The organism is Kitasatospora sp. NPDC034023, from assembly GCF_055575795.1.
Genome location: NZ_JBVIRY010000011.1, coordinates 72817 through 96266 on the forward strand (window position 1 = coordinate 72817; position 23450 = coordinate 96266).

19 protein-coding genes are annotated in these 23450 nt (G+C 72.4%); 11 read left to right on the plus strand and 8 right to left on the minus strand.

The features are described 5' to 3' along the window. The first annotated feature begins 6 nt into the window (after positions 1-6). The 3 genes from ACZ52R_RS17135 (at position 7) to ACZ52R_RS17145 (ending at position 3411) form a co-directional block, all read left to right on the plus strand. Positions 7-945, plus strand: a complete 939-nt coding sequence (locus ACZ52R_RS17135; protein ID WP_465662298.1) for a M24 family metallopeptidase — start codon at positions 7-9, stop codon at positions 943-945. Beyond that, positions 942-2711: an SDR family oxidoreductase gene (locus tag ACZ52R_RS17140; RefSeq protein ID WP_465753677.1), complete on the plus strand. Its 1770-nt coding sequence runs from the start codon at positions 942-944 to the stop codon at positions 2709-2711. The genes ACZ52R_RS17135 and ACZ52R_RS17140 overlap by 4 nt, the downstream gene beginning before the upstream one ends. Positions 2712-2793: 82 nt before the next feature. Continuing rightward, positions 2794-3411, plus strand: a complete 618-nt coding sequence (locus ACZ52R_RS17145) for a LysE family translocator (protein WP_465619770.1) — start codon at positions 2794-2796, stop codon at positions 3409-3411. 78 nt (positions 3412-3489) lie between these two features. Here ACZ52R_RS17145 and ACZ52R_RS17150 read toward each other — a convergent pair whose 3' ends face one another. The 5 genes from ACZ52R_RS17150 to ACZ52R_RS17170 form a co-directional block, all read right to left on the minus strand. Next, positions 3490-4674, minus strand: a complete 1185-nt coding sequence (locus ACZ52R_RS17150) for an XdhC family protein (protein ID WP_465619772.1) — start codon at positions 4672-4674, stop codon at positions 3490-3492. Positions 4675-4787: 113 nt separating this feature from the next. Then, positions 4788-6269 carry an NCS2 family permease gene (locus ACZ52R_RS17155; RefSeq protein WP_465619774.1) on the minus strand — a complete coding sequence of 494 codons (1482 nt, stop codon included), beginning with the start codon at positions 6267-6269 and terminating at the stop codon, positions 4788-4790. Positions 6270-6520: 251 nt separating this feature from the next. Continuing rightward, a complete protein-coding gene (pucD, locus tag ACZ52R_RS17160; protein WP_360489979.1) occupies positions 6521-8887 on the minus strand; it encodes a xanthine dehydrogenase subunit D in 2367 nt (788 codons plus the stop codon). After that, positions 8884-9372 (minus strand): (2Fe-2S)-binding protein, encoded by a 489-nt coding sequence (locus ACZ52R_RS17165; RefSeq protein WP_360489977.1) that lies wholly within the window; start codon positions 9370-9372, stop codon positions 8884-8886. Before ACZ52R_RS17165 ends, pucD begins: the two co-directional genes overlap by 4 nt. Further along, a complete protein-coding gene (locus ACZ52R_RS17170; protein WP_465619777.1) occupies positions 9369-10256 on the minus strand; it encodes an FAD binding domain-containing protein in 888 nt (295 codons plus the stop codon). The genes ACZ52R_RS17165 and ACZ52R_RS17170 overlap by 4 nt, the downstream gene beginning before the upstream one ends. A gap of 435 nt (positions 10257-10691) precedes the next feature. On the opposite strand from ACZ52R_RS17170, the gene ACZ52R_RS17175 reads away from it, so the two are divergent. Further along, the gene (locus ACZ52R_RS17175; RefSeq protein ID WP_465619779.1) at positions 10692-12284 is read left to right on the plus strand and encodes a PucR family transcriptional regulator; all 1593 of its coding nucleotides are present in this window, start codon (positions 10692-10694) and stop codon (positions 12282-12284) included. Positions 12285-12414: 130 nt separating this feature from the next. Here ACZ52R_RS17175 and ACZ52R_RS17180 read toward each other — a convergent pair whose 3' ends face one another. After that, on the minus strand, positions 12415-13488 hold the full coding sequence (locus ACZ52R_RS17180; RefSeq protein ID WP_465619781.1) for an alpha/beta hydrolase: 1074 nt from the start codon (positions 13486-13488) through the stop codon (positions 12415-12417). A gap of 356 nt (positions 13489-13844) precedes the next feature. Here ACZ52R_RS17180 and ACZ52R_RS17185 point away from each other — a divergent pair, with 356 nt between their 5' ends. From ACZ52R_RS17185 to ACZ52R_RS17200, 4 genes are read left to right on the plus strand one after another with little or no spacing between them, the layout of a single operon-like run. After that, on the plus strand, positions 13845-14870 hold the full coding sequence (locus ACZ52R_RS17185) for a sugar ABC transporter substrate-binding protein (protein ID WP_465619783.1): 1026 nt from the start codon (positions 13845-13847) through the stop codon (positions 14868-14870). After that, positions 14867-15910, plus strand: a complete 1044-nt coding sequence (locus tag ACZ52R_RS17190) for an ABC transporter permease (protein ID WP_360489967.1) — start codon at positions 14867-14869, stop codon at positions 15908-15910. Before ACZ52R_RS17185 ends, ACZ52R_RS17190 begins: the two co-directional genes overlap by 4 nt. A gap of 29 nt (positions 15911-15939) precedes the next feature. Then, positions 15940-16767 (plus strand): ATP-binding cassette domain-containing protein, encoded by an 828-nt coding sequence (locus ACZ52R_RS17195; protein ID WP_465662303.1) that lies wholly within the window; start codon positions 15940-15942, stop codon positions 16765-16767. Beyond that, a complete protein-coding gene (locus tag ACZ52R_RS17200; RefSeq protein ID WP_360489963.1) occupies positions 16764-17870 on the plus strand; it encodes an ROK family glucokinase in 1107 nt (368 codons plus the stop codon). The genes ACZ52R_RS17195 and ACZ52R_RS17200 overlap by 4 nt, the downstream gene beginning before the upstream one ends. A gap of 108 nt (positions 17871-17978) precedes the next feature. Here the strand turns inward: ACZ52R_RS17200 and ACZ52R_RS17205 are convergent, their stop codons facing one another. Next, the gene (locus ACZ52R_RS17205; protein WP_465753678.1) at positions 17979-18680 is read right to left on the minus strand and encodes a hypothetical protein; all 702 of its coding nucleotides are present in this window, start codon (positions 18678-18680) and stop codon (positions 17979-17981) included. Positions 18681-18919: 239 nt separating this feature from the next. Between ACZ52R_RS17205 and ggt the strand changes: the two genes are divergently transcribed. The 3 genes from ggt (at position 18920) to ACZ52R_RS17220 (ending at position 22519) form a co-directional block, all read left to right on the plus strand. Beyond that, on the plus strand, positions 18920-20710 hold the full coding sequence (gene ggt / locus ACZ52R_RS17210; RefSeq protein WP_465619790.1) for a gamma-glutamyltransferase: 1791 nt from the start codon (positions 18920-18922) through the stop codon (positions 20708-20710). Between the two features lie 184 nt (positions 20711-20894). Next, complete coding sequence (locus tag ACZ52R_RS17215) at positions 20895-21698, plus strand: exodeoxyribonuclease III (protein WP_360489957.1); 804 nt, start codon at positions 20895-20897, stop codon at positions 21696-21698. Between the two features lie 230 nt (positions 21699-21928). Beyond that, the gene (locus ACZ52R_RS17220) at positions 21929-22519 is read left to right on the plus strand and encodes a hypothetical protein (RefSeq protein ID WP_465619792.1); all 591 of its coding nucleotides are present in this window, start codon (positions 21929-21931) and stop codon (positions 22517-22519) included. A 71-nt stretch (positions 22520-22590) separates the two neighbouring features. On the opposite strand, the gene ACZ52R_RS17225 is transcribed toward ACZ52R_RS17220, so the two are convergent. After that, positions 22591-23346 carry a lysoplasmalogenase gene (locus ACZ52R_RS17225; RefSeq protein WP_465753679.1) on the minus strand — a complete coding sequence of 252 codons (756 nt, stop codon included), beginning with the start codon at positions 23344-23346 and terminating at the stop codon, positions 22591-22593. Positions 23347-23450 lie beyond the last annotated feature (104 nt).

Consider the following 23450-nt stretch of genomic DNA (forward strand, 5'->3'; position numbering starts at 1 on the left):
CTTGCCATGGCGAAAGCGACCCCCGCCTTCCGCTACACCGAGCGCGACCTCGCCCGCTTCCGTGAGACCCAGCAACTCGCCTACCACTGTGCCGAGCAGGTCGCCGCCTGGATCGAGCCCGGCGTCACCGAGCGGCAGGCCACCGCCGAGCTGCGCCGCCGCCTGGTCGCCGCCGGGGTGCAGGACTTCTTCCACGTCCCCTTCGCCTGGTTCGGCGACCGTACGGCGTTCCGGCACTTCCACACCCCGCTGCAGTTCTTCGCCGGAAACCGGCGCCTCGAGGAGGGCATGCCGTACGTCCTGGACTGCGCCCCCGTCGTGGACGGCTACACCGCCGACATCGGCTACGGCGGCAAGGTGGGCGAGAACCGGGTCTGGGACAAGCTCGCCGCCGACCTCGAGGTCTACCGCGGGCTCATCCTCGCGGAGGTGCGGGCCCGCAAGCCCCTCGACGAGGTGTACGCGGCGGTGGACGCGCAGCTCGCCGCGCACGGCTACGACAACCGCCACCAGGTCTACCCGGGCCGGGTGATCGGCCACCAGGTCACCCGCACCGTCACCCGAGGACCGGCCGGGGTGAACGTCTTCGGCTTCGGCGTGCGCACCCTGCAGACCCTCGGCCGCGAGCTCATCTCCGAGCGGCTGCACGGCCGTTCACCGCTCTGGGCGGACGGCCGGTCGTCCCGGCACGCGCCCACCCCGGGCCTGTGGGCGGTCGAGCCGCACATCGGCTTCCGCGGTGTGGGTATCAAGTTCGAGGAACTGCTGGTGGTCACCGAGGACGACGCCTACTGGCTCGACGACGACCTGCCCCACGTCCGCCGCTGGAACACCGAGGCCACCACGGCCACCGAGGCCACCACGGTCACGGCGGCCACCACGGCCACCGAGGCCACCACCCTCGAGAAGACTGCCGAGCCGACCGCCCTGGAGGCCACCCGATGACGACCCCCACCCGCCGCCGGACCGTCCACTCCGGCGGCCTGCCGCTCGCCGTCTTCGAGCAGGGCGACCCGGACGCCCCCACCGTCCTCCTCGTCCACGGCTACCCCGACACCCACACCGTCTGGGACGACATCGCCGCCGACCTCGCCCGCGACCACCACGTGGTCCGCTACGACGTGCGCGGCGCCGGCGAGTCCGGCGTCCCGGAGGACCGCGACGGCTACCGGCTGGAGCGGCTGGCCGAGGACCTGTTCGCCGTCGCCGACGCGGTCAGCCCGGACCGCCCGGTCCACCTGGTCGCCCACGACTGGGGCTCGGTCCAGTCCTGGGAGGCCGTCACCGCGCCCGGCGCCGAGCACCGGATCGCGTCGTACACCACGATGTCCGGCCCCAGCCTGGACCACATGGGGTACTGGCTGCGCCACCGGCTGCGCCGCCCCACCCCCCGCCACCTGAAGCAGCTGCTCCACCAGGGCCTGCACTCCTGGTACATCACCGCCTTCCACCTGCCCTACCTCGCCCCCGGCGTCTGGCGCCTCGGCCTCGCCCGGGCCTGGCCGCGGGTGCTGCGCGACCTGGAGCACGTCACCCCGCGCGCCGACCACCCGCAGCGCACCCTGCGCCGCGACGCGGTGCGCGGCATCGAGCTCTACCGGGCCAACTTCCGCCCCACCATGGGCCGTCCGCGTGAGCGGCCGACCGAGGTGCCGGTCCAGCTGATCACCCTCACCCGGGACCGCTACGTCGGCACCTACCTCTCCGAGGGCCTGGAGCGCTGGGTGCCCAAGCTGACCCGCAGGACGCTGCACGCCGGCCACTGGTCGGCACTGCTGGAGAAGGGAGCCACCGTGGCCGGCATGATCCGCCAGTTCACCGCCCGCATCGAGGCCGCGCAGGCCGCGCAGGCCGGCCGGGCGGACCAGGCCGGACAGGCCGGTCAGGCCCAACCCGCCCTGGACGACGGCCGCTTGGTGGTCGTCACCGGCGGCGGCAGCGGCATCGGTCGGGCCACCGCGCTGGCCTTCGCCGAGGAGGGCGCCCGGGTGGTGGTCTGCGACCTGGACCTCGCCGCCGCCGAGCGCACCGCCGAACTCGCCTCGCTGATCGGCCCGGCGGCGCACGCCTACCGGGTGGACGTCTCCGACGGCGCGGCGGTGGACGCCTTCGCGCGGGCCGTCGCCGCCGAGCACGGGGTGCCCGACGTGGTGGTCAACAACGCCGGAATCGGTCACTCCGGGACGTTCCTGCAGACCACCGAGAAGGAGTGGCAGCGCGTCCTGGACGTCAACCTCTGGGGCGTGATCCACGGTTGCCGCGCCTTCGGCACCCTGATGGCCGACCGCGGCCAGGGCGGCCACATCGTCAACATCTCCTCGGCCGCCGCCTACCTGCCCTCCAAGGCGCTCACCGCCTACGCCACCAGCAAGGCCGCGGTGTTCATGCTCTCCGACTGCCTGCGCGCCGAGTTCGTGGGCCACGGCATCGGGGTGTCCACCATCTGCCCGGGCATCGTCAACACCAACATCACCCGCACCTCCACCTTCTCCGCCACCACCGTCGCCGAACAGAGCGCCAAGCGGGCCCGCGCCGCCAAGCTCTACGCCCGCCGCGGCTTCCCCCCGGAGAAGGTCGCCACCGCCATCCTCGCCGCCGTCCGCACCGGCAAGCCCGTCGTCCCCGTCACCCCCGAGGCCAAGGCCGCCCGCTTCCTCTCCCGCCTCAGCCCCGGCCTCCTCCGCCTCGCCGCCCGGCTCAACGTCACCTGACCGCCTCCACGTCACCTGACCGGGGAACGTCGCCGGAACGGGCCAGGCGGCCGTCCATGGGCCTGTGAGAGCATCCAGGCCCATGGAGATGACAACCGCCCTGTGGTCCTTCGCCCTCGTCGTGGGGCTGCTCACGCTGACGCCGGGGCTCGACACCGCGCTGGTCCTGCGGACGTCCGCGTTGGGGCGGCGGCGGCAGGCGTGGGGGGTCGTGCTCGGGATCCAGACCGGGACGCTGATCTGGGGGACGCTGACCTCGGCCGGGGTGACGGCGCTGCTGACCGCCTCGCAGCTGGCGTACGAGGTGCTGCGCTGGGCGGGCGCCGCGTACCTGGTGTGGATGGGCATCGGGATGCTGCGCGACCGGGGTGCCCAGGCGGCCGAGGAGGAGCCGGAGGAGGGCGGGTTCGGGCACGGCTGGCGGCGGGGCACGCTGACCAATCTGCTGAACCCCAAGGTCGGGGTCTTCTACGTGGCCGTGCTGCCGCAGTTCATCCCGGCCGGCGTGCCGCACTTCGCCGCCGGCGTGGCGCTGACCTGCGTCCACGTCGTGGAGGGCCTGCTCTGGTCGACGATCCTGGTGGGCTTCGCCCGGGTGCTGCGCGGTTGGCTGCGCCGGCCGGCCGCGCGCAGGCTGATGGACCGGGTGACCGGTGTGGTGGTGGTGGGGTTCGGCGTCAGGCTGGTGCTGTCCGACTGATCAGGTCGCCCGCTCGGGGTCCGGTGAGTGGCACTCCGCCGAGGTCTTCGAGGCCTACCGCGTGGTGCGGTGAGGCGGTCACGCCGCGTGCGGTGAACCGCTTCCGGCCGGTTCCTCCGAAACGGCGGACACGTCGTGGTGGATCGGCCCGTCTCCGGTGCTCAGTGGCAGGCAGCTGCCGCCGCGGCCGTGGGCGATGATCTCGGCGGCGACGGAGACCGCGGTCTCCTCGGGGGTGCGCGAGCCGAGGTCGAGGCCGATGGGGGAGCGCAGCCGGGCGAGTTCGGTCTCGGTGAGCCCGGCGTCGCGCAGCTTGGCCTGGCGGTCCCGGTGGGTGCGGCGCGAGCCCATCGCGCCGACGTAGCCGACCGGCAGCCGCAGGGCGCGTTCCAGCAGGGGGATGTCGAACTTGGCGTCGTGGGTGAGCACGCAGAGCACGGTGCGTCCGTCGATCCGGCCGAGTTGGGAGTCCAGGTAGCGGTGCGGCCAGTCGACCACGACCTCGTCGGCCTCGGGGAAGCGGCGGGTGGTGGCGAAGACGGGCCGGGCGTCGCAGACGGTGACGCGGTAGCCGAGGAACTTGCCGATCCGTACGACCGCGGCCGCGAAGTCGATCGCCCCGAACACGAGCATCCGCGGCGCGGGCACGTAGGACTCGACGAAGCAGGTGACGGTGCCCTGCTCGTGTTCGTCGCAGGGGCGTCCGTCCAGGCCGAGGACGAGCCGGCCGGTGCGTCCGGCCTCCAGCATGGCCCGCGACTCGGCGATGATCGCCCGTTCCAGTCCGCCGACGGTGGACGGCTTCACGGAGAGTGCTCCGGTGGCGTCGTCGGCGGTGACGGCGAGGGTGGCGCCGAGGAGTCCGCCCGGCCCGGCGATGACCCGCACCAGTGCCACGGGCGTGCCGGCGGCGATGTGCGCGATTCCCGTGTCGAGCCCGGCGTCGGCCCCCGGCACGACCGGCTGGACGAACACGTCGAGGATCCCGCCGCAGGTCAACCCGACCGCGAAGGCGTCCTCGTCGCTGTACCCGAAGCGTTCCAGGACCGGCTCGCCGCTCTCGATCGCGGCCTGGCACAGCTCGTACACCGCGCCTTCGACGCAGCCGCCGGAGACGCTGCCGATCGCCTCGCCGTGCGCGTCGACGGCGAGCGCCGCGCCGGGGTCGCGGGGAGCGCTGCCGGAGACGCCGACCACGGTGGCCACGGCGAAGGCGCGCCCGGCCGCGTGCCAGGCCTGCAGCTGTTCGGCGATGTCCTGCATGGCGGAGGCTCCTTACACGGTTTCGACAGTAGCGGGGACGCCGCCGTACGGGAAACGATCCCGTACGGCGGCGGTGTCGCAGGGAGGGGGCGGTAGCGACCCCCCGGGTCCGGCTAGTGCACGCCGAGCCAGGACTTGATCGGCGTGAGCGCGAAGTACAGGACGAACACGCCGGTGAGGATCCACATCAGGACCCCGGGTTCGCGCCAGCGTCCGACCCCGGCCTTGATGACCGTGTACGAGATGACGCCGGCCGCGACGCCCGCGGTGATGCTGTACGTGAACGGCATCAGCGTGCAGGTGAGGAAGGCCGGGATGGCCACCTCGCGGTCGGACCAGTCGATGTGCCGGGCCTGGCTCATCATCATCGAGCCGATCACGACCAGGGCGGCGGAGGCCACCTCGACCGGGACGATGCCGGCGATCGGCGAGAAGAAGAGCATCAGGGCGAACATTGCGCCGGTGACGGCGGAGGCGAGCCCGGTCCGGGCGCCGTCGCCGACGCCGGTCGCCGATTCGACGAAGACGGTCTGCCCGGAGGCGCCTGCCAGGCCGCCGACCGCGCCGCCGGCGCCGTCGATGAACAGGGCCTTGGACAGCCCGGGCATCCGGCCCTGTTTGTCGGCGAGTCCGGCCTCGGTGCCGACGCCGATGATGGTGGCCATCGCGTCGAAGAAGCCGGCCAGCACCAGGGTGAACACCGCGACCGAGGCGCTGATCGCGCCCATGCCCTTGCCGCCGAAGGCGCCGAACAGGTCGACGTGGCCGAAGAGGCCGAAGTCGGGCGCGGAGACGGGACTGCCGGGCCACACCGGGACGGAGTTCTTCCAGGCGGTGGCGGGCACGTCCGCGACCTTGTTGACGATCACCGCGAGCACGGTGCCGCCGGCGATGCCGATCAGGATCGCGCCGCGGATGCCGCGGGCCATCAGCACGAAGATCGCCAGTAGCGTGAGGCAGAAGATCAGGACCGGCCAGCCGGCCAGCTCTCCGGTCGGGCCGAGCGACAGCGGGGTGGGGCCGCCGGTGTGCATGAACCCGGCCTTGTAGAGGCCGATCACGGTGACGAACAGGCCGATGCCGATGGTGATGGCGTGCTTGAGCGGCAGTGGGATGCCGTTCATGATCTTCTCGCGCAGCCCGGAGACCACCAGCAGCACGATCAGCAGGCCGTAGATCACGCACAGGCCCATGGCCTGCGCCCAGGTGGTGTGGGGGACGACCAGCGCGGAGACCGCGCCGGAGACCGAGAGGCCCGCGGCGAGGGCGAGCGGTACGTTGCCGACGACGCCCATCAGGATGGTGGTGACGGCCGCCGCCAGCGCGGTGGCGGTGGTCAGTGCCGCGTGGTCCAGCTTGACGCCGGTGACGTCCGCGCCGCTCAGGATGAGCGGGTTGAGCAGGATGATGTACGCCATCGCCATGAAGGTGGTGAGACCACCGCGCAGTTCGTTGGCGAGCGTCGAGCCCCGGGCCGAGATCTTGAAGTAGGCGTCCAGCGCGCTCTTCGGGCGTGGGTCCGGGGTCGACGGGTGGGTGTCGTCCTCGGTGGGTCTGTCTTCGGTGGTGCCGGGTTCCGTGGGGATCCTGGGCATGTCCACTCCCAAGTGTCAAAGGGGGTTGGGGTGGGCGAGCCGACCTGACTACCGGCGCATGAGCGGCATAGGGGGACGTATCGACTCACTGTGGGGGCACTCGAAAGGGGGGAGTGCCCACGGTGCATTTGAGGGTGGTGGTGCGCACCGCTGCGCAACCCCGGCGAGGGCGGGGCAGCGGGTGTGGGGGTGGTGCCCCCGGGGCGGCGGGGAAGACTGTCGCCGCCCCGGGGAAGCGTGAACCGCCGGGGTCAGCCGGGCTGTTCGGTGGTCAGGTGCTCCGGCCGGACCGGGATCCGGGTGAGCGCGAGACCGGTGGCGTTGCGGATGGCGGCCACGATGGACGGCGTCGCCGAGACGGTCGGCGCCTCGCCGACCCCGCGCAGCCCGTACGGCGCGTTGGGGTCGGGAAGTTCGAGGATCTCCACCGGGATCGGCGGGGTGTCCAGGATGGTGGGGATCAGGTAGTCGGTGAAGGAGGCGTTGCGGACCTTGCCGTCCCGCACGATGATCTCCTCCATCACGGCGAGGCCGAGCGCCTGGGTGCAGCCGCCCTGGATCTGGCCGACCACGGAGAGCGGGTTGAGCGCCTTGCCGACGTCCTGGACGGCGGTGAGCTCGACCACCTTGACCAGGCCCAGCTCCACGTCCACGTCCACCACCGCGCGGTTGGCGCAGAAGGTGTACTGGACGTGGCCGAAGCCCTGGCCGGTCTCCTTGTCGAAGGCCTGGGTGGGCCGGTGGTGGTGCTCGCGGGTGAGGTCGATGGCCTCGTCGCCGAGCACGTCCACCATGGAGACCAGGACGCCGGCGCTCTCCGAGACGACCTTGCCGCCGGCCAGCGTGATGTCCTTGTGGGCCCAGCCGTAGCGCCGGCGGCCCTTCTCGATCAGCTCCCGCCGGACCGCCTCGGCGGCCAGCTTCACCGCGCCGCCGGTCATGTACGTCTGGCGCGAGGCCGAGGTCGAACCGGCCGATCCCACCTCGGTGTTGGCCGGGTGGATGGTGACCTGCTCGACGCCGAGCTCGGTGCGGGCGATCTGGGCGTGCACGGTGACGCCGCCCTGGCCGACCTCGGCCATCGCGGTGTGCACCATGGCGACCGGCTCGCCGCCGATCACCTCGAGCCTCACCCGGGCGGTGGAGTAGTCGTCGAAGCCCTCGGAGAAGCCGACGTTCTTGATGCCGACGGAGTAGCCGACGCCGCGTACGATCCCCTCGCCGTGCGAGGTGTTGGACAGCGCGCCCGGCAGCTGGCGCACGTCCAGGTGCTCGGTGTCCAGCGGCGGCGGCAGCGGCATCTCCTTGGCCCGGCGCAGCAGGTCGGCCACCGGTGCGGGCGAGTCGATCTGCTGGCCGGTGGGCATGAAGTCGCCCTCCGACATCGCGTTCAGCTGCCTCAACTCCACCGGGTCCATGCCCAGTTCGACCGCCAGCTTGTCCATCTGCGACTCGTAGCCGAACGCGGCCTGCACCGCGCCGAAGCCGCGCATCGCCCCGCAGGACGGGTTGTTGCTGTAGAGCGCGATGGCGTGCATCTTGACGTTCGGGATCACGTACGGGCCGTGCCCGAGCGAGGCCGCGTTGCCGACCACGGCCGGGGAGGCGGAGGCGTACGCGCCGCCGTCCAGCACGATCCGGCAGTCGGCGAAGACCAGCTTGCCGTCGCGGGTGGCACCGTGCTCGTAGTGCATCCTCGCCGGGTGGCGGTGCACGTGGCCGTAGAAGGACTCGTCCCGGGCGTAGACGATCTTGACCGGCTTGCCGGTGTGCTGGGCCAGCAGGCAGGCGTGGATCTGCATCGAGATGTCCTCGCGGCCGCCGAAGGCGCCGCCGACGCCGGCCAGCGTCAGCCGGACCTTCTCCTCGGGCAGGTCGAGCACCGGGGCCATCTGCTCGCGGTCCACGTGCAGCCACTGGGTGGCGATGTAGAGGTCGATGCCGCCGTCCTCGGCGGGCACCGCCAGGCCGGACTCGGGGCCGAGGAAGGCCTGGTCCTGCATGCCGACCTCGTAGTCGCCGCTGACGATGACGTCCGCCAGCGCCCGTACCTCGTCCGTCACGCCGAGGCCGGAGACCAGCTTCTGCTCGTGGCAGATGTTGCCGTAGGCGTGCGACTTGTACTCGTGCGGCTCGTGGACGTAGCCGTGCGTCTGCGGGTCGAGGCACTGCTCCTCGGTGACGATCGGGGTGAGCACCTCGTACTCGACCACGATCTTCTTCACCGCGCGGCGGGCGGTCTCCGGGTGGTCGGCGGCGACCAGCGCGATCGCCTCGCCGTGGTACCGGATCTTGTCGATGGCCAGGGCCGGCTGGTCCTTGATCTCCAGTCCGTAGTACTTGGCGCCGGGGATGTCCTCGTGGGTCAGCACCGCGTACACGCCGGGCACCTTGAGCGCCTCGGAGATGTCCACCGAGAGGATGTTGGCGCGGGGGTGCGGCGAGCGCAGCGCCATACCCCACAGCATGTCCTCGTGCCACATGTCCGACGAGTAGGCGAACTCGCCCTTGACCTTCAGGTTGCCGTCCGGGCGCAGCGGCGAGCCGCCGATGCCGTCCTTGGACGCCTGGTTGATGTTCTGCAGGTTCTTCTGGCCCTGGATCGTACGAGCGCTCATTCCGTCACGGCCTTTCCGGAGCACTTGCGGGCCGAGGCGAGCCGCACCGCGTCCATGATCTTCTCGTAGCCGGTGCAGCGGCACAGGTTGCCGGACAGGGCCTCGCGGATGTCGTTGTCGCTCGGCTGGGCGTCGCGCTCCAGCAGGGCGTCGGTCTGCACCAGCAGGCCGGGGGTGCAGAAGCCGCACTGGACGGCGCCGGCGTCGATGAACGCCTGCTGGACCAGGCCCAGTTCGCCGTTCTCCTCGCTCAGCCCCTCGACCGTGCGGACTTCGCGGTCCTGCACCTGGCCGGCCGCGACCAGGCAGGAGCAGACCGGGACGCCGTCCAGGTAGACCGTGCAGGAGCCGCACTCGCCCTGCTCGCAGGCGTTCTTCGAGCCCGGCAGGCCGACCCGCTCGCGCAGCACGTAGAGCAGGCTCTCGCCCTCCCACACGTCGTCGGCCTCGACCGGCTTGCCGTTGGCGGTGAAAGTGACCCTCATGCCGCACTCCTGATCTGCTTGCTGTAGTCGTTCCAACACCAGGTGAGGGTGCGGCGGGCCATCACGGCCAGGGAGTGGCGCCGGTAGTCGGCGGTGCCCCGGACGTCGTCGATCGGCGAGGCCGCGGCCTTCACCAGCTCGCCGAACCGCTGGATCACCTCGGCGCCCAGCAGGTCGCCGGACTCCCAGAGCCCGCGCTCGGCGAGCACGCCCTGCAGGTACTCCTCGGCCTCGACGGCGCGGCGCGGCGTGGGGGCAGCCGAACCGATCCCGGTGCCGACGGTCCCGTTCTTCGGGTGGAGGGCGAAGCCGAACGCGCAGACCGCGATCACCATGGCGTTGCGGGTGCCGATCTTCGAGAACTGCTGCGGGCCGTCCGCCACCGGGATGTGCACCGCCCGGATCAGCTCGTCGGCCGCCAGACTGTTGCGCTTCACGCCGAGGTAGAACTCGTCGATCGGGATCATCCGGGTGCCGCGCACCGAGGCCGCCTCCACGAACACGTCCCGCCCGGCCGCCAGCAGCGCGGGGTGCGCGTCACCGGCCGGGGAGGCCCCGCCGAGGTTGCCGCCGACCCCGCCGCGGTTGCGGATCTGCGGCGAGCCGACGGTGTGGGCCGCCAGGGCGAGCCCGGGCAGCGGCCCGGACAGCTCGTCGATGATCCGGGTGTACGGGACCGAGGCGCCGAGCTTGACGACGCTGCCGTCGTTGGACCATTCGGTGAGCTCGGTGATGCGGTTCAGGTCGAGAATCGCGGATGGCCGGTGCACGTCGAAGTTCATCTCGACCATGACGTCCGTACCACCCGAGATGGGCAGCGCGGTCGGGTACTCAGCCTTCGCCGCGAGTGCCTCGTCCCAGGTGGCGGGCCGAAGGAACTCCATGCGGGTGTCTCCTCAAGTCGTCGCCTGCCGGGTGTCCGGCGGCGTGTCGCCCAGTGAACTCCTGTGACGCGGCCCACTGGCAGTCACCGATGGCATGAAGCCCCGGCTGTGGTCCCGCCCGGCATCCTGTACGTTCCTCTAAGGAGCAGAATTTCGCAGCCCAGGTCTCCGCCGAGTGCTACCTACGACCGTAATCCGGCCGTGACGGACGGGCTACGGCCCCGTGATTCGAGCGCCCGCTGGTGCGTAACGCCGAGCACGGATGTTCGGGCACACTGTGACCCCCGGACCGAAGGACCGGTCACCCCCCACCCCTCCGTTTCCCCGATCCGGCCCCGCCCAGCCCCGATTCAGCCCCCCGATTCAGACCCCCGGTTCAGCCCCCTGATCCGGCCCCGATCCGGCCCCCGATCCCGTCCCCCAAGGAGTCCGCGGATGCGCGTTCGTGACCTGCTCGCCCCCGGCGCCCCGAGACTGCGCCTGCTCGCGGCCGAGGAAGAGCTGGACCGGCAGGTCAGCGGCGTGATGACCACGGACCTGCAGGACCCCGGCCGCTACCTCCACGGTGGCGAACTGGTGCTCACCGGCATGCTCTGGCGCACCGTCCCGGCCGACTCCGAGCGCTTCGTGCGGACCCTCGCGGCCGGCGGCGCGGTCGCCCTCGCGGCCGGCGAGGCCGAGGTCGGCCCGGTGCCCGCGGACCTGGTCGAGGCCTGCCGCCGGCACCGGATGCCGCTGCTGGCCGTCCCCGACGACATCGCCTTCGGCACCGTCACCGAGTTCATCGGCCGCCAGGTCTCCGCCGACCGCGCCGCCGACCTCGCCGCCCTCGTCGACCGGCACCGGCTGCTGGTCTCGGCGGCCGGCGGCGGCGGCCTGGACGCGGTGCTCGACCTGCTCGGCGGCGACCTCGACCTGGACTGCTGGGTGCTCGCCCCCACCGGTGCGGTGATCGCCGGCCCCGCCGACCGGCTCTCCGCCGAGGACCGCGACCAGCTGGTCCGCGCCCACCTCGCCGCCCAGCGCCAGCGCCGCCGCCCCCCGCACCGGGCCCGCCTGGCCGCCGGCTCCTACTCCCTGCTGCCCGCCGTGGCCTCCGCCGAGCAAGAGGTGTCGCTCGCCGACTGGATGCTCGCGGTGGCCGGCGACATCACCGAGTGGACCACCAAGCGCCAGCAGCTCGCCGAGAACCTGGCCCGCCTGGTCGCCGCCGAGCGCCACCGCCGCGACGAGGGCCGCCGGCTGCGCCGCCGCCTCGCCGACGAGGTGCTCGCCCTGCTGCGCCGCGACGCCGACCCGGCCGAGATCAGCCGCACCCTGTACGCCTCCTCGGCGATGGCCGCCCGCTACGAGCTCCCCGAGCCCAAGACCCGGGCCGAGGAAGGCTCCTGGCTGGTGATCAGCGCCGAGGGCACCGGCCTGCCCGAGGGCGCCGTCCGGGCCGTCCTGGAGGAGGCGCTCGGCGTCACCAGCGACCGCGCCCTGGTCGCCGGGACGGGCAACGGCGCCGTCGTGGTGCTGCCCGCCCTGGACAGCCCGGTGCCCGCCGACACCATGCGCGACCTGCTCGCCCCGCTGGAGGCCGGGCTCGGCTCCGAGGGCCGGATCACCCTCGGCGTCTCCGCCCCCGCCTCCGAGGCCGGCGGCCTGCGCGGCGCCCTGGAGGAGGCCCGGCACGCCCGCCGGATCGCCGCCTCCCGGGTCGGCCGGGTCTGCGTCGCGGGCCCCGAGGAACTCGCCTCGCACGTCCTGCTGCTGGCCGCCGTCCCGGACGAGGTCCGCCGCGCTTTCCGCAGCAGGCTGCTCGACAAGGTGATCGCGTACGACATCGAGCACCAGGCGGACCTGGTCCGCACCCTGGAGGCCTTCCTGCGCTCGGACGGCTCCTGGACCCGCTGCGCCGCGCAGCTGCACGTCCACGTGAACACCCTGCGCTACCGGATCGGCCGGATCGAGGAGCTGACCGGGCGTGACCTCTCCCGGCTGGAGGACCGGGTGGACTTCTACCTGGCGCTCGAACTGGCCTGACGGGTCGTTCGGCCGGCGGGCTCCGGCACGGGGGCTTCGACGTACGGTGGCACACGGCCTCAGGCAAACGGAAGGGCCCGCCGCGACGTGATCGCGGCGGGCCCTCGTCGTACCGGGGTACCCGGGTCGGCTACTGCGCCGGGATGATCGAGGTCAGCCACTGGAAGGCGCTCGGGACCGCCTTCTTCCACTGCTCGGTGGTGTGCGGGCCGGTGCCCTCCTCGACCTGGACGGTGGTCGGGGCCTTGGCGGCGGCGCGGATGGCCTCGCCGTCCTCGTAGCCGTCGCCCTTCGAGCCGCTGACGAGCATGGCGACCTTCGGCGGCTGCGGGGCGGACTTCAGGATGGTGACCGGGTTGTTGGCCTCGCGCAGCTTGGGGTCCTTGCCGACCAGCGAGTCCTTCTCGTTCGCGGGGTCGTTGTAGCCGGACATCGCGATGGCGGCCCGGTACCGGTTGGGGTGGGCCAGCGACAGCTTGGCCGCGCAGTGCGCGCCGGCCGAGTAGCCGGCGATCGCCCAGCGGTCGGCGGACGGGTCGGCGCGGAAGTTGTCCAGCACCATCTGCGGGACGTCCCGGGTGATCCAGGCGTCGGCGTTGACCTTCCCGGGGATGTCGGTGCAGCCGGCGTCCTGGTTGCTGCCGAGCAGCAGGGTGCGCGGCGAGACCAGGATGAACGGGGCGACCTTGCCCTGCTGCATCAGCGGCTTGAGCTGCTCGGAGACCTTGAGCGTGCCGTACCAGGTGGAGGAGGAGCCCGGGAAGCCCGGGATCAGCTCGACCACGGGGAACTTCTTGTCCTTGTACGCCGGCTCGTTGTACTGCGGCGGCAGCCAGACCAGCACCTCGCCGTCGACGCCGGAGACCTGGCCCTTGAGCTCGGTCTTCTGCACGTCGTTGGGGACCGCCGGGTCGTTCACGCCGCCGAAGCTCTGCTTGACCTTCGGCGCCTCCTTGGCGGCGTCACCGCCCGGGTTGCCGGCCCCGTCCGCCGGGGGCACCGGGGGCACCGCGCGGACGTGGTTGCCGGTGCCGAGCAGGTCGTCCCAGTTGCCGTAGATCAGGTTGGCGTTGTTGACCATCACGAAGACCATCAGGACGGCCGTGATCTGGCAGAACATGATCATGACGATCCGGGTGAGGGTCTTCACCGGCTGAGGGCCGCCGACCTTCCCCCAGAACAGCAACGCCACTGTGATGGACACCGGCACAAGGATGACGGTGAGGATGAAGAATGGCGTACCTGTCAGTTCCATCAAGTTCTCGTATCCGGGTCGCTCGCCGCCCGGGTCCCATTCGCCCGAACGCACGTCAATGGCATCAGACGGCCGATAACCGGTGATCGGTTGCCGTCCGAATCTGTGCGGAACCTGAGAGGAACATCACGTTCTCGTGATGATCCCCCTTCGGATCGGCGCCCAGTCTGTCACTCGGACGGAGGTCGTCCGGGCCAGATGTTCAGCGAACTTCCAGGAAAGGTCCCCCGCGGCACCTTACCTCCCGGGGCGTTCGCGCCGCCGGGCGAGGCGGTGCGAATGCGCGAGACCCCGCCAGGGAGACTATGGGGATGAGCATCACCCGCTTTCGCCCGTCCCGACGCCTCTGGCCCGTGTGCGCCGTCCTGGCCCTCGCGGTCACCGCGGCCGGATGCAGCAGTACCGGAGGCAGACGCGCCGAGGAGGCCCGCGCCAAGGCCGCGACCGCGGCCGGCAGTGCCGTCACCACCCCGCGCTGGAAGGTCGCCATGGTGACCCACTCCGGCCCCGGCGACGCCTTCTGGGACACCGTGCGCAAGGGCGCCGAGCAGGCCGCGGCCAAGGACAACATCACCTTCCTGTACTCGAACGACGCGCAGACCCAGAACCAGGTCCAGCTCGTCCAGGCCGCCATCGACCAGAAGGTCGACGGCCTGCTGGTCACGCTCGCCAAGGGCGACGCCATGGCCGACGTCCTCGCCAAGGCCAAGGCGGCGGGCATCCCCGTGATCACCGTCAACTCCGGCCAGGACTACTCGCAGAAGTTCGGCGCGCTCACCCACATCGGCCAGGACGAGTCCACCGCCGGCCAGGCGGCCGGTACCGAGCTGGCCGGCCGCGGCCGCAAGAACGTGCTCTGCGTCATCCACGAGCAGGGCAACGTCGGCCAGGAGCAGCGCTGCTCCGGCGCCCAGTCCAAGGCCGGCGGGTCCTTCCAGGTGCTCTACGTCAACGGCGTCGACATGCCCGACGCCCGCGCCGCGATCTCCGCCAAGCTCCAGGCCGACCCGGCCATCGACACCGTGCTCACCCTCTCCGGCTCGATGGCCGCCACCGGGCTGCAGGCCATCCAGGACACCCACCGCCCGGCGGAGCTGGACACCTTCGACCTCGGCCCGCAGGTGGTGGCCGGGCTCAAGTCCGGCAGCGTCGGCTTCGCCGTCGACCAGCAGCCCTACCTCCAGGGCTACGAGGGCGTCGACCTGCTCTGGCTCTACAAGTCCAACCTGGACATGCTCGGCGGCGGCAAGCCGGTCGAGACCGGCCCGCAGATCCTGACCAAGGACAACGCCGACGCGCTCGCCGAGTACGTGGCGAGGGGGACCCGGTGAGCTCGGACCTCCTCGCCCAGGACGGCCTCGTCCAGGACCGTCCGGCGGCCCTGCGGCGGCTCCTCGCCCGCCCGGAGCTGGGTTCGCTGATCGCCGCCGTCGCGGTCTTCGTGGTCTTCGCCGCCGTCGCCGAGCCCTTCCTGCGGCTCTCCTCGCTGGGCACCGTGCTCTACGCGGCGTCCACCATCGGGATCATGGCGGTGCCGGTCTCGCTGCTGATGATCGGCGGCGAGTTCGACCTCTCGGCCGGTGTGATGGTCACCACCGCCGCGCTGACCTCCTCGATGGTCTCCTACCAGTTCACCGCGGTGACCTGGGTCGGTGTGCTGGTCTCGCTCGCGACCACGCTGGCCATCGGCTGGTTCAACGGCTGGATGCTCGGCCGCACCAAGCTGCCCAGCTTCATCGTCACCCTCGGCACGTTCCTGATGCTGACCGGCGCCAACCTGGGCGTCACCAAGGCGATCTCCGGCACCGTCTCCACCAAGTCGATCGCCGACATGGAGGGCTTCGAGACCTGCCGCCGACTGTTCGCCTCCGAGGTCACGGTCGGCGGGCTGACGATCAAGGCGACCGTCTGGTGGTGGCTCGGCCTGCTGGTGGTGGGCAGCTGGGTGCTGCTGCGCACCCGCTTCGGCAACTGGATCTTCGCCGTCGGCGGTGACGCGGAAGCCGCCCGCGCCGTCGGCGTGCCGGTCGCCCGGACCAAGACCCTCCTCTACCTGGGCGTCGGCTTCGGCGCCTGGGTGCTCGGCCAGCACCTGCTGTTCTCCTTCGACACCGTGCAGTCCGGCGAGGGCGTCGGCAACGAGCTGATCTACATCGTCGCGGCCGTCATCGGCGGCTGCCTGATCACCGGCGGCTACGGCTCGGTGGTCGGCTCCGCGCTCGGCGCGCTGATCTTCGGCATGGCCAGCAAGGGCATCATCTACGCCCAGTGGAACCCGGACTGGTTCAAGTTCTTCCTCGGCGCGATGCTGCTGCTGGCCGCGCTGCTGAACGCCTACGTCAAGCACCGGGCCGAGCGGGGGCCGCGATGAGCACCGGGGATTCGAGGACCGAGGTTCCGATGAGCGAGGTTCCGATGAACGAGGAACTCCTCTCCCTCGAGGGCGTCGGCAAGAGCTACGGCACCGTCCGGGCCCTCCAGGACGTCTCGCTGACCCTGCGGGCCGGCGAGATCAGCTGCGTGCTCGGCGACAACGGCGCCGGCAAGTCCACCCTGATCAAGATCATCTCGGGGCTGCACCGGCACGACGAGGGCAGCTACACCGTCGGCGGCGAGGAGGTCCGCCTGGACTCCCCGCGCCAGGCCCTGGACCGCGGCATCGCCACCGTCTACCAGGACCTCGCCGTCGTCCCGCTGATGCCGGTCTGGCGCAACTTCTTCCTCGGCTCCGAACAGGGCATGCGCCGCTGGGGCGGCCTGCGGCTGGACGCCGAGAGCATGCGTGCCACCACCCGCGAGGCGCTCGCCAAGATGGGCATCGACCTGCACGACGTCGACCGGCCCATCGGCACCCTGTCCGGCGGCCAGCGCCAGTGCGTGGCGATCGCCCGCGCGGTGCACTTCGGCGCCAAGGCACTGATCCTGGACGAGCCCACCGCAGCGCTCGGTGTCAAGCAGTCCGGGGTGGTGCTCAAGTACGTCACCGCCGCCCGCGACGCCGGACTCGGAGTCGTGCTCATCACCCACAACCCGCACCACGCGTACCTGGTCGGCGACCACTTCACCCTGCTCAAGCGCGGCCGGATGGCGGGCAGCCACCCGCGCGCCGAGATCAGCCTGGAACAGCTCACCACCGAGATGGCCGGCGGCTCCGACCTCGCCGAGCTGTCACACGAGCTGGCCCGTCCCTCCGCACCCGTCTCCCGTGAGGAGCCCCCGCAGTCGTGACCAGCCCTCAAGGCAGCAGCCGGCCGCCCGTCCTGCCCACCCTGCTCGGCCTCGGCCCGCGCGCCGAACGCCGCCGCCGCGCCCTGCCCGCGGGGATACTGCGACTGCCCACCATCGGCGTCGACATCGGCGGCACCAAGGTGGTCGCCGGGGTGGTCGACGGCGAGGGCAAGGTGCTGGAGAAGCTGCGCACCGACACACCGGACAAGAGCAAGAGTCCGAAGGTGGTCGAGGACGTCATCGTCGAGCTGGTGCTGCAGCTCGCCGACCGGCACGACGTCCACGCGGTCGGCATCGGCGCGGCCGGCTGGGTCGACGCCGACCGCTCCCGGGTGCTGTTCGCCCCGCACCTCAACTGGCGCAACGAGCCGCTCCGGGAGGTGCTCAGTGCGCGGCTGCGCTTCCCGGTGATCGTGGAGAACGACGCCAACGCGGCCGCCTGGGCCGAGTGGCGCTTCGGCGCCGGGCGCGGCGAGGACCACATGGTGATGCTCACCCTGGGCACCGGCATCGGCGGCGCCGTGGTGCGCGACGGCTACGTCGACCGCGGCAAGTACGGGCTGGCGGGCGAGTTCGGGCACATGCAGGTCCTGCCCGGCGGCCACCGCTGCCCGTGCGGCAACCGCGGCTGCTGGGAGCAGTACTCCTCCGGCAACGCGCTGGTGCGCGACGCGCGTGAGCTGGTCGCCGAGGAATCCCCGGTCGTGCAGCCGCTGCTGGCCCGGGCGGGCGGGACGGTCGAGGGCATCACCGGCCCGCTGGTCACCGAGGCCGCGCAGGAGGGCGACCCGATCGCCATCGAGCTGCTGTACGAGGTCGGCACCTGGCTGGGCGTCGGCATCGCCAACCTGGCCGCAGGGCTGGACCCGGGCCGCTTCGTCATCGGCGGCGGCGTCTCCGAGGCCGGCGACCTGCTGCTCGGCCCGGCCCGCGACACCTTCCGCCGCACCCTCACCGGCCGCGGCTTCCGGCCCGAGGCCGCCATCGTGCACGCCGCCCTCGGCAACGACGCCGGCCTGGTCGGCGCAGCCGACCTCGCCCGCCAGGTCGCCCGGCGCTTCCGCACCATCAAGCGGCGCCGGGTGGAGCGCACCGCACTGTAAGGGGGGCACAACTTTCAGCCGACAGAGTTCAGCGAACAGATTTTGTCATCTGTCTTCTGAACTCTGTCGGCTGTCGGCTGTCGCTTGGCAGTTGTTCGCTCTGCGGTGTCAGCCCGCGGCCTTCCAGCGGTCGCGGCCGTCGCTGCCGGCGCCGCAGACCATCGGCGTGCCCTTGCTGGTGACGCCGGTGGCGCCGGCCGGGGAACAGAACGAGCCCGGGTGCACGGTTCCGGCGCTGCCGCCCGTGCCGGATCCGCCGCTGCTCGAGGAACCGCCACCGCTGCTGCTGCCGCCGCCGGTGGCCGACCCCCCGCCGGTCGAGGTGCCGCCGGTGGTGGAGGACCCGCCGTCGGCCGGTCGGGTTGCGGCAGGCGGGTCGGACTTCGGGGGCTTCGGGGCAGGGGCGGCGGTCCCGGGCTGCTGGACGGTGGCGGCGGGCGTGGGTGTCGGGGCGGCGGACGGCGTCTCCGTGGGCGTCGGCGTCGGCGTCGGCGTCGGGGTGGCCGGGGGCGAGGCCGTGGTGGGGGTCGGTTCGGCCGTCGCCATCGCCGTTGCGGTGGCCGCGGCCGGGGCGGGGGTGTGCGAAGCGGGCTTGGGGTCGGTCAAGGCGCCGATCCAGGCCAGGCAGCAGACCGCGGCCACCGCGGTGCTGAGGAGTTTCTTCCAGAGCGCCCTCGGCCGGCTCCACGCGATCAGGAACGCCGCGAACGGGAAGACGAGGAAGCTGGCGATGTGCACGCCGCGCCGCTGCCACCAGGGGCGTCGGGCGGGGGCGGCGACAGGGTGCGGGGATGCCGGGGCCGGATACACGGAGGGGGCTGGTCCTTTTTGTGAGGAAGTCGTGAGGCTCCCGCGCAACCTATCCGTCGCATGAACGACTGTTCATCTCATCGACCACGATCGCATCCGGAATGTGACCTGCCGAAAGGCCGGAAGCCGGATCCTTCTCCGCTGCCCCGTCAACTACCCGCCGGTAGCAGCATGGTGTGGTTGTCGGATCATCCCCGCCTGTGGAACAACTGAGTTGACGTCGACTCAGGAGGGCTCGGATGAGGGTTCTGACCCGTCTGGCACCACCACTGCTGCTCAGCACCGCACTGATCTGGTCCACCGCGCTGCCGGCCGGGGCCGCGGCCCCGCCACCGAAGGCGCCCGAGGCGGTGGGCTGGGGCGGAGCGGTGGCCACCGTCGACGCGGACGCCACCGCCGCCGGGATCGAGGTACTGCGCAAGGGCGGCAACGCCGTGGACGCGGCGGTCGCCGCCGCGGCGGCCCTCGGGGTCACCGAGCCGTACTCCTCCGGCATCGGCGGCGGCGGGTACTTCGTCTACTACGACCACGCCACCGGTCGGGTGCACACCATCGACGGCCGCGAGACCGCCGCCCGCGGCGCCGACGCCGGGCTGTTCCTGGAGGACGGCAAACCGCTGCCCTTCGCCGACGCCGTCACCAGCGGCCTCTCCGTGGGCGTCCCCGGCACCCCGGCCACCTGGGACGCCGCACTCCGCCAGTGGGGCACCCGCTCGCTCGCCCAGACCCTCGAACCCGCCGAGCGGATCGCCGACAGCGGCTTCGTCGTGGACGACACCTTCCGCAGCCAGACCGCCGACAACCAGGCCAGGTTCAAGGACTTCCCGGCCACCGCCAAGCTGTACCTGCCCGGCGGCAAGCCCCCCGAGGTCGGCAGCGTCCTGCGCAACCCGGACCTCGCCGCGACCTACCGGCTGCTCGCCAAGGACGGCGTGAAGGCCTTCTACCGGGGCACGTTGGCCGAGGACATCGTCAACACCCTGCAGCACCCGCCGGTCGACCCGGCCTCCGGCCGCAACGCCCGCCCCGGCAGCGTCGACACCGCCGACCTCGCCGCCTACCGGGTCCGCGACCAGGCGCCCACCCACGTCGCCCACGGCGCCTACGACGTCTACTCGATGGCCCCCTCCAGCTCCGGCGGCACCACCGTCGGCGAGGCGCTCAACATCCTGGAGGACGGCGGCGACGTCTCCGCCTACAGCAGCACGCAGTACTACCACCACTTCCTGGAGGCCTCCCGGATCTCCTTCGCCGACCGCAACCGCTGGGTCGGCGACCCGGCCGCCGTCGACGTGCCCACCAAGCAACTGCTCTCCGAGCGCTACGCCGCCTCCCGGGCCTGCCTGATCAGCCCCGACCACGCGCTCACCAGCCCGCTCGCCTCCGGCGACCCGCGCCACCCGGCGGACTGCGCCGACACCGGCCAGGCCGTCGCCGAGCCGTACGAGGGCCCCAACACCACCCACCTGACGGTCGCCGACCGCTGGGGCAACATCGTCTCCTACACGCTCACCATCGAGCAGACCGGCGGCAGCGGAATCACCGTTCCCGGCCGGGGCTTCCTGCTCAACAACGAGCTGACCGACTTCGACTTCGCCCCGCTCGCCCCCGGCGTTCCCGACCCCAACCTGCCGGGCCCGGGCAAGCGGCCGCGCTCCTCGATGTCCCCGACCGTCGTGCTGCGCGACGGCGAGCCCTTCCTCGCCACCGGCAGCCCCGGTGGCGCGACCATCATCACCACCACGCTGCAGGTGCTGCTCGGACGGCTGGACCGCGGCCTGAGCCTGGAACAGGCGATCGCCGCGCCGCGCGCCAGTCAGCGCAACACCGCCGCGACCCAGGCCGAGCCCGCCTTCCTGGCACTGCCCGAGCGGGCCGAGTTGGAGGCACTCGGACACGCCTTCACCGGTGTGGCCGAGATCGGCGCCGCCACCGGCGTGGAACGGCTGCCGGACGGACGCTGGGTGGCCGCCGCCGAACCCGTGCGGCGCGGCGGCGGCGCGGCGGCGGTGGTCCGGTCCGCACGCTGACCCGGTCGGCGCCCGTGTGCTGACCGGGTCGGCGCCCGTGTGCTGAGCCGTCCGGATTGTCAGTGGCGGGCGGTATGTTCGGGGTGGGCCTCCCTCACGAGGGTCGGCCCGCCCCGTCCGTACCTCCGCCAGTACCTCCGTCCGTACCTCCGTCCGTACCGAACCACCGGGAAGGCCGCCCGCCGTGACCGTCCGCATCGCCACCTGGAACATCAACTCCGTCACCGCGCGGCTGCCCAAGCTCCTGGAGTGGCTGGAGAGCGCCAAGCCCGACGTGCTCTGCCTCCAGGAGCTCAAGTGCGCGGCCGACGCCTTCCCGTACGACGAGGTCCGCGAGCTCGGCTACGAGACGGCCGCGCACGGCACCGGCCGGTGGAACGGCGTCGCCATCGTCTCCCGGCTCGGCCTGGAGGACGTCGTGCGCGACCTGCCCGGCCAGCCCGGCTACCTCGCCGACGGCGCCCTGCTGCCCGATGTCGAGCCGCGCGCCATCGCCGCCACCTGCGGCCCGGTCCGGGTCTGGTCGGTCTACGTGCCCAACGGCCGCGAGGTCGGCCACGCGCACTACCACTACAAGCTGGAGTGGCTGGAGGCGCTGCGCAAGGCCTCCGTCGAGGACGCCGCCGGCCCCCGTCCGTTCGCCGTCCTCGGCGACTTCAACATCGCCCCGGCCGACGAGGACGTCTTCGACGTCGCCGCCTTCGAGGGCCTCACCCACGTCACCCCGGTCGAGCGCGCCGCGCTGGAGGCCCTCGGCGAGATCGGCCTGCAGGACGTGGTGCCGCGCCCGCTGAAGTACGACCACCCCTACACCTACTGGGACTACCGCCAGCTGGCCTTCCCCAAGAACCGGGGCATGCGGATCGACCTCACCTACGCCAACAAGGCCTTCGCCGACGCCGTCACCGACAGCTACGTCGACCGCGAGGCCCGCAAGGGCAAGGGCACCTCGGACCACGCGCCGGTCGTGGTGGACCTCGACCTGTGAGCCGCGCGGATGAGTCAGCCGGCTGAGTGGCACCGGATGAGTCAGCCGCCGAGCCGTGCCCGGGAGCCCGTCGCCGGTGACCCCGGGTAGGCGGGCCGTAACCCGAACGGTCCTGAGCGCTGGCTGATCGCGGGGCGCGTGCCTACCGTCGGTGAATGACCGGGTGCAGTTGATCGACTACGTGGACATGGGAGTCCCCGGCTGCGCCCGAGAATCCCGGAGGTTCCGGCATGCGCCCCTTGCGTACGGCCGCCGCCGCCCTGATCGGCGCGACGGCGCTGACCGGCCTGACGGCCCCCCTCGCTTCCGCCAGGGACGGCGCGGCCTCGGTCAGCCCGTCCCAGGCCGCACCGGGCCAGACCGTGACGGTCACGGTCTCCTGCGAGAAGTCGGACAAGCCCGACGCCAAGACCATCACCGCCCGCTCCGCCGCCTTCGAGGGCGGCCCGGCGACCCTCACCCTGGGCTCCGACGGCAAGCACACCGGCTCCGCCCGGCTGGCCTCCCAGCACTCCGGGGACAGCAAGGTCGACGGCACCTGCCCGGACGGCGGCGCCTTCTCCACCACCGTGACGGTCACCACCGTCGCCGCCACCACCACTCCCGACAAGAGCCTCGGCGACTGGGGCAAGGCGGCGGGGGAGTGGGCCGGCTCGCTCGGGCAGTCCGGCGCCGGCAGCCAGCAGGTCGCCCCGCACGGTGCCGTGCAGACCGGCCTCGGCGGCTCGGTCGTGGAGGACCCGGCGGAGCTGGCCGGCGGTCTCGCGCTGGTCGCGGGAGGTGTCGGCGGCTTCTGGCTGCTTCGGAGGCGCGGTGCCTGACGGCCCTCACCCCCTTCGCGCCGCAGCGCCGCGCCGCCGGACCCTGACGGGTCCGGCGGCGCGGCGCCCTGTCAGGCCTGCTGCCCCTGCGGGCCCTGCCACGCGAACCCGGGCTCCTGCGTGAGCCCCGTCTCCCGCGTGAGCCCGTCCTCGTGCGCGAGCAGGCCGCTCGCCAGCAGGTACTGGGCCAGCACATAGGTCGCCATGATCCAGAACTGATGCCCCGGCAGCTCCCGCCACTTCGCCAGCTTGGTGGCGATCAGCGTGTCGGAGAGCAGGAACAGTGCCCCGCCCAACCCGGTCCGCCGGCCCAGCCCGGCCGAGGTGACGGCCGTCGAGGCGAGCAGCAGGCTGTAGCCGGCCACCGGGACCCGCAGGTCCCCGAGGTCCGGCCAGAGCCGGCCCACCAGCGCCACCCAGGCCGTCGCGTACGCGGCCGCGACCACCAGGGCCCGACGGCGGTCGGTGAGCGCGCCACGCTGGACGAACATCGTCACGTAGCAGACGTGCGCCGCCGCGAAGGAGCCCATGCCGGCGAGGAACGCGGGGTCGTTCTTCAGCTGGAGCAGTACGTCGCCGCCCGCGCTCAGCAGCAGCGCCGGCGCCAGCAGCTTGGGCGCCTCCCGCTCGGCGGTCCTGGCCGCCGCCACGCTGTGCGCGGCCAGCAGCGGCATCAGCGCCGGCTTGGTGGCGTTCTGCAGTACCGACGCGCCGGACAGGATCGAGCCCAGATGCGTTGCCGAGGTGGCCGCGAAGCCGCCCAGCAGGCCGGTGGCCGAACGCAGGCGCGCGCCGAGGACGGCACGGGTGGTCGTACGAATGCTCATGCTGGCGCGGCCTCCGACGGTCGGGCGGTGGGGGGATCCGCACCGACCCTAAGGGAGCCGAACAAGCGGCGGAAGGGCGGGTTACCAGTGCGTAACCCGGACGG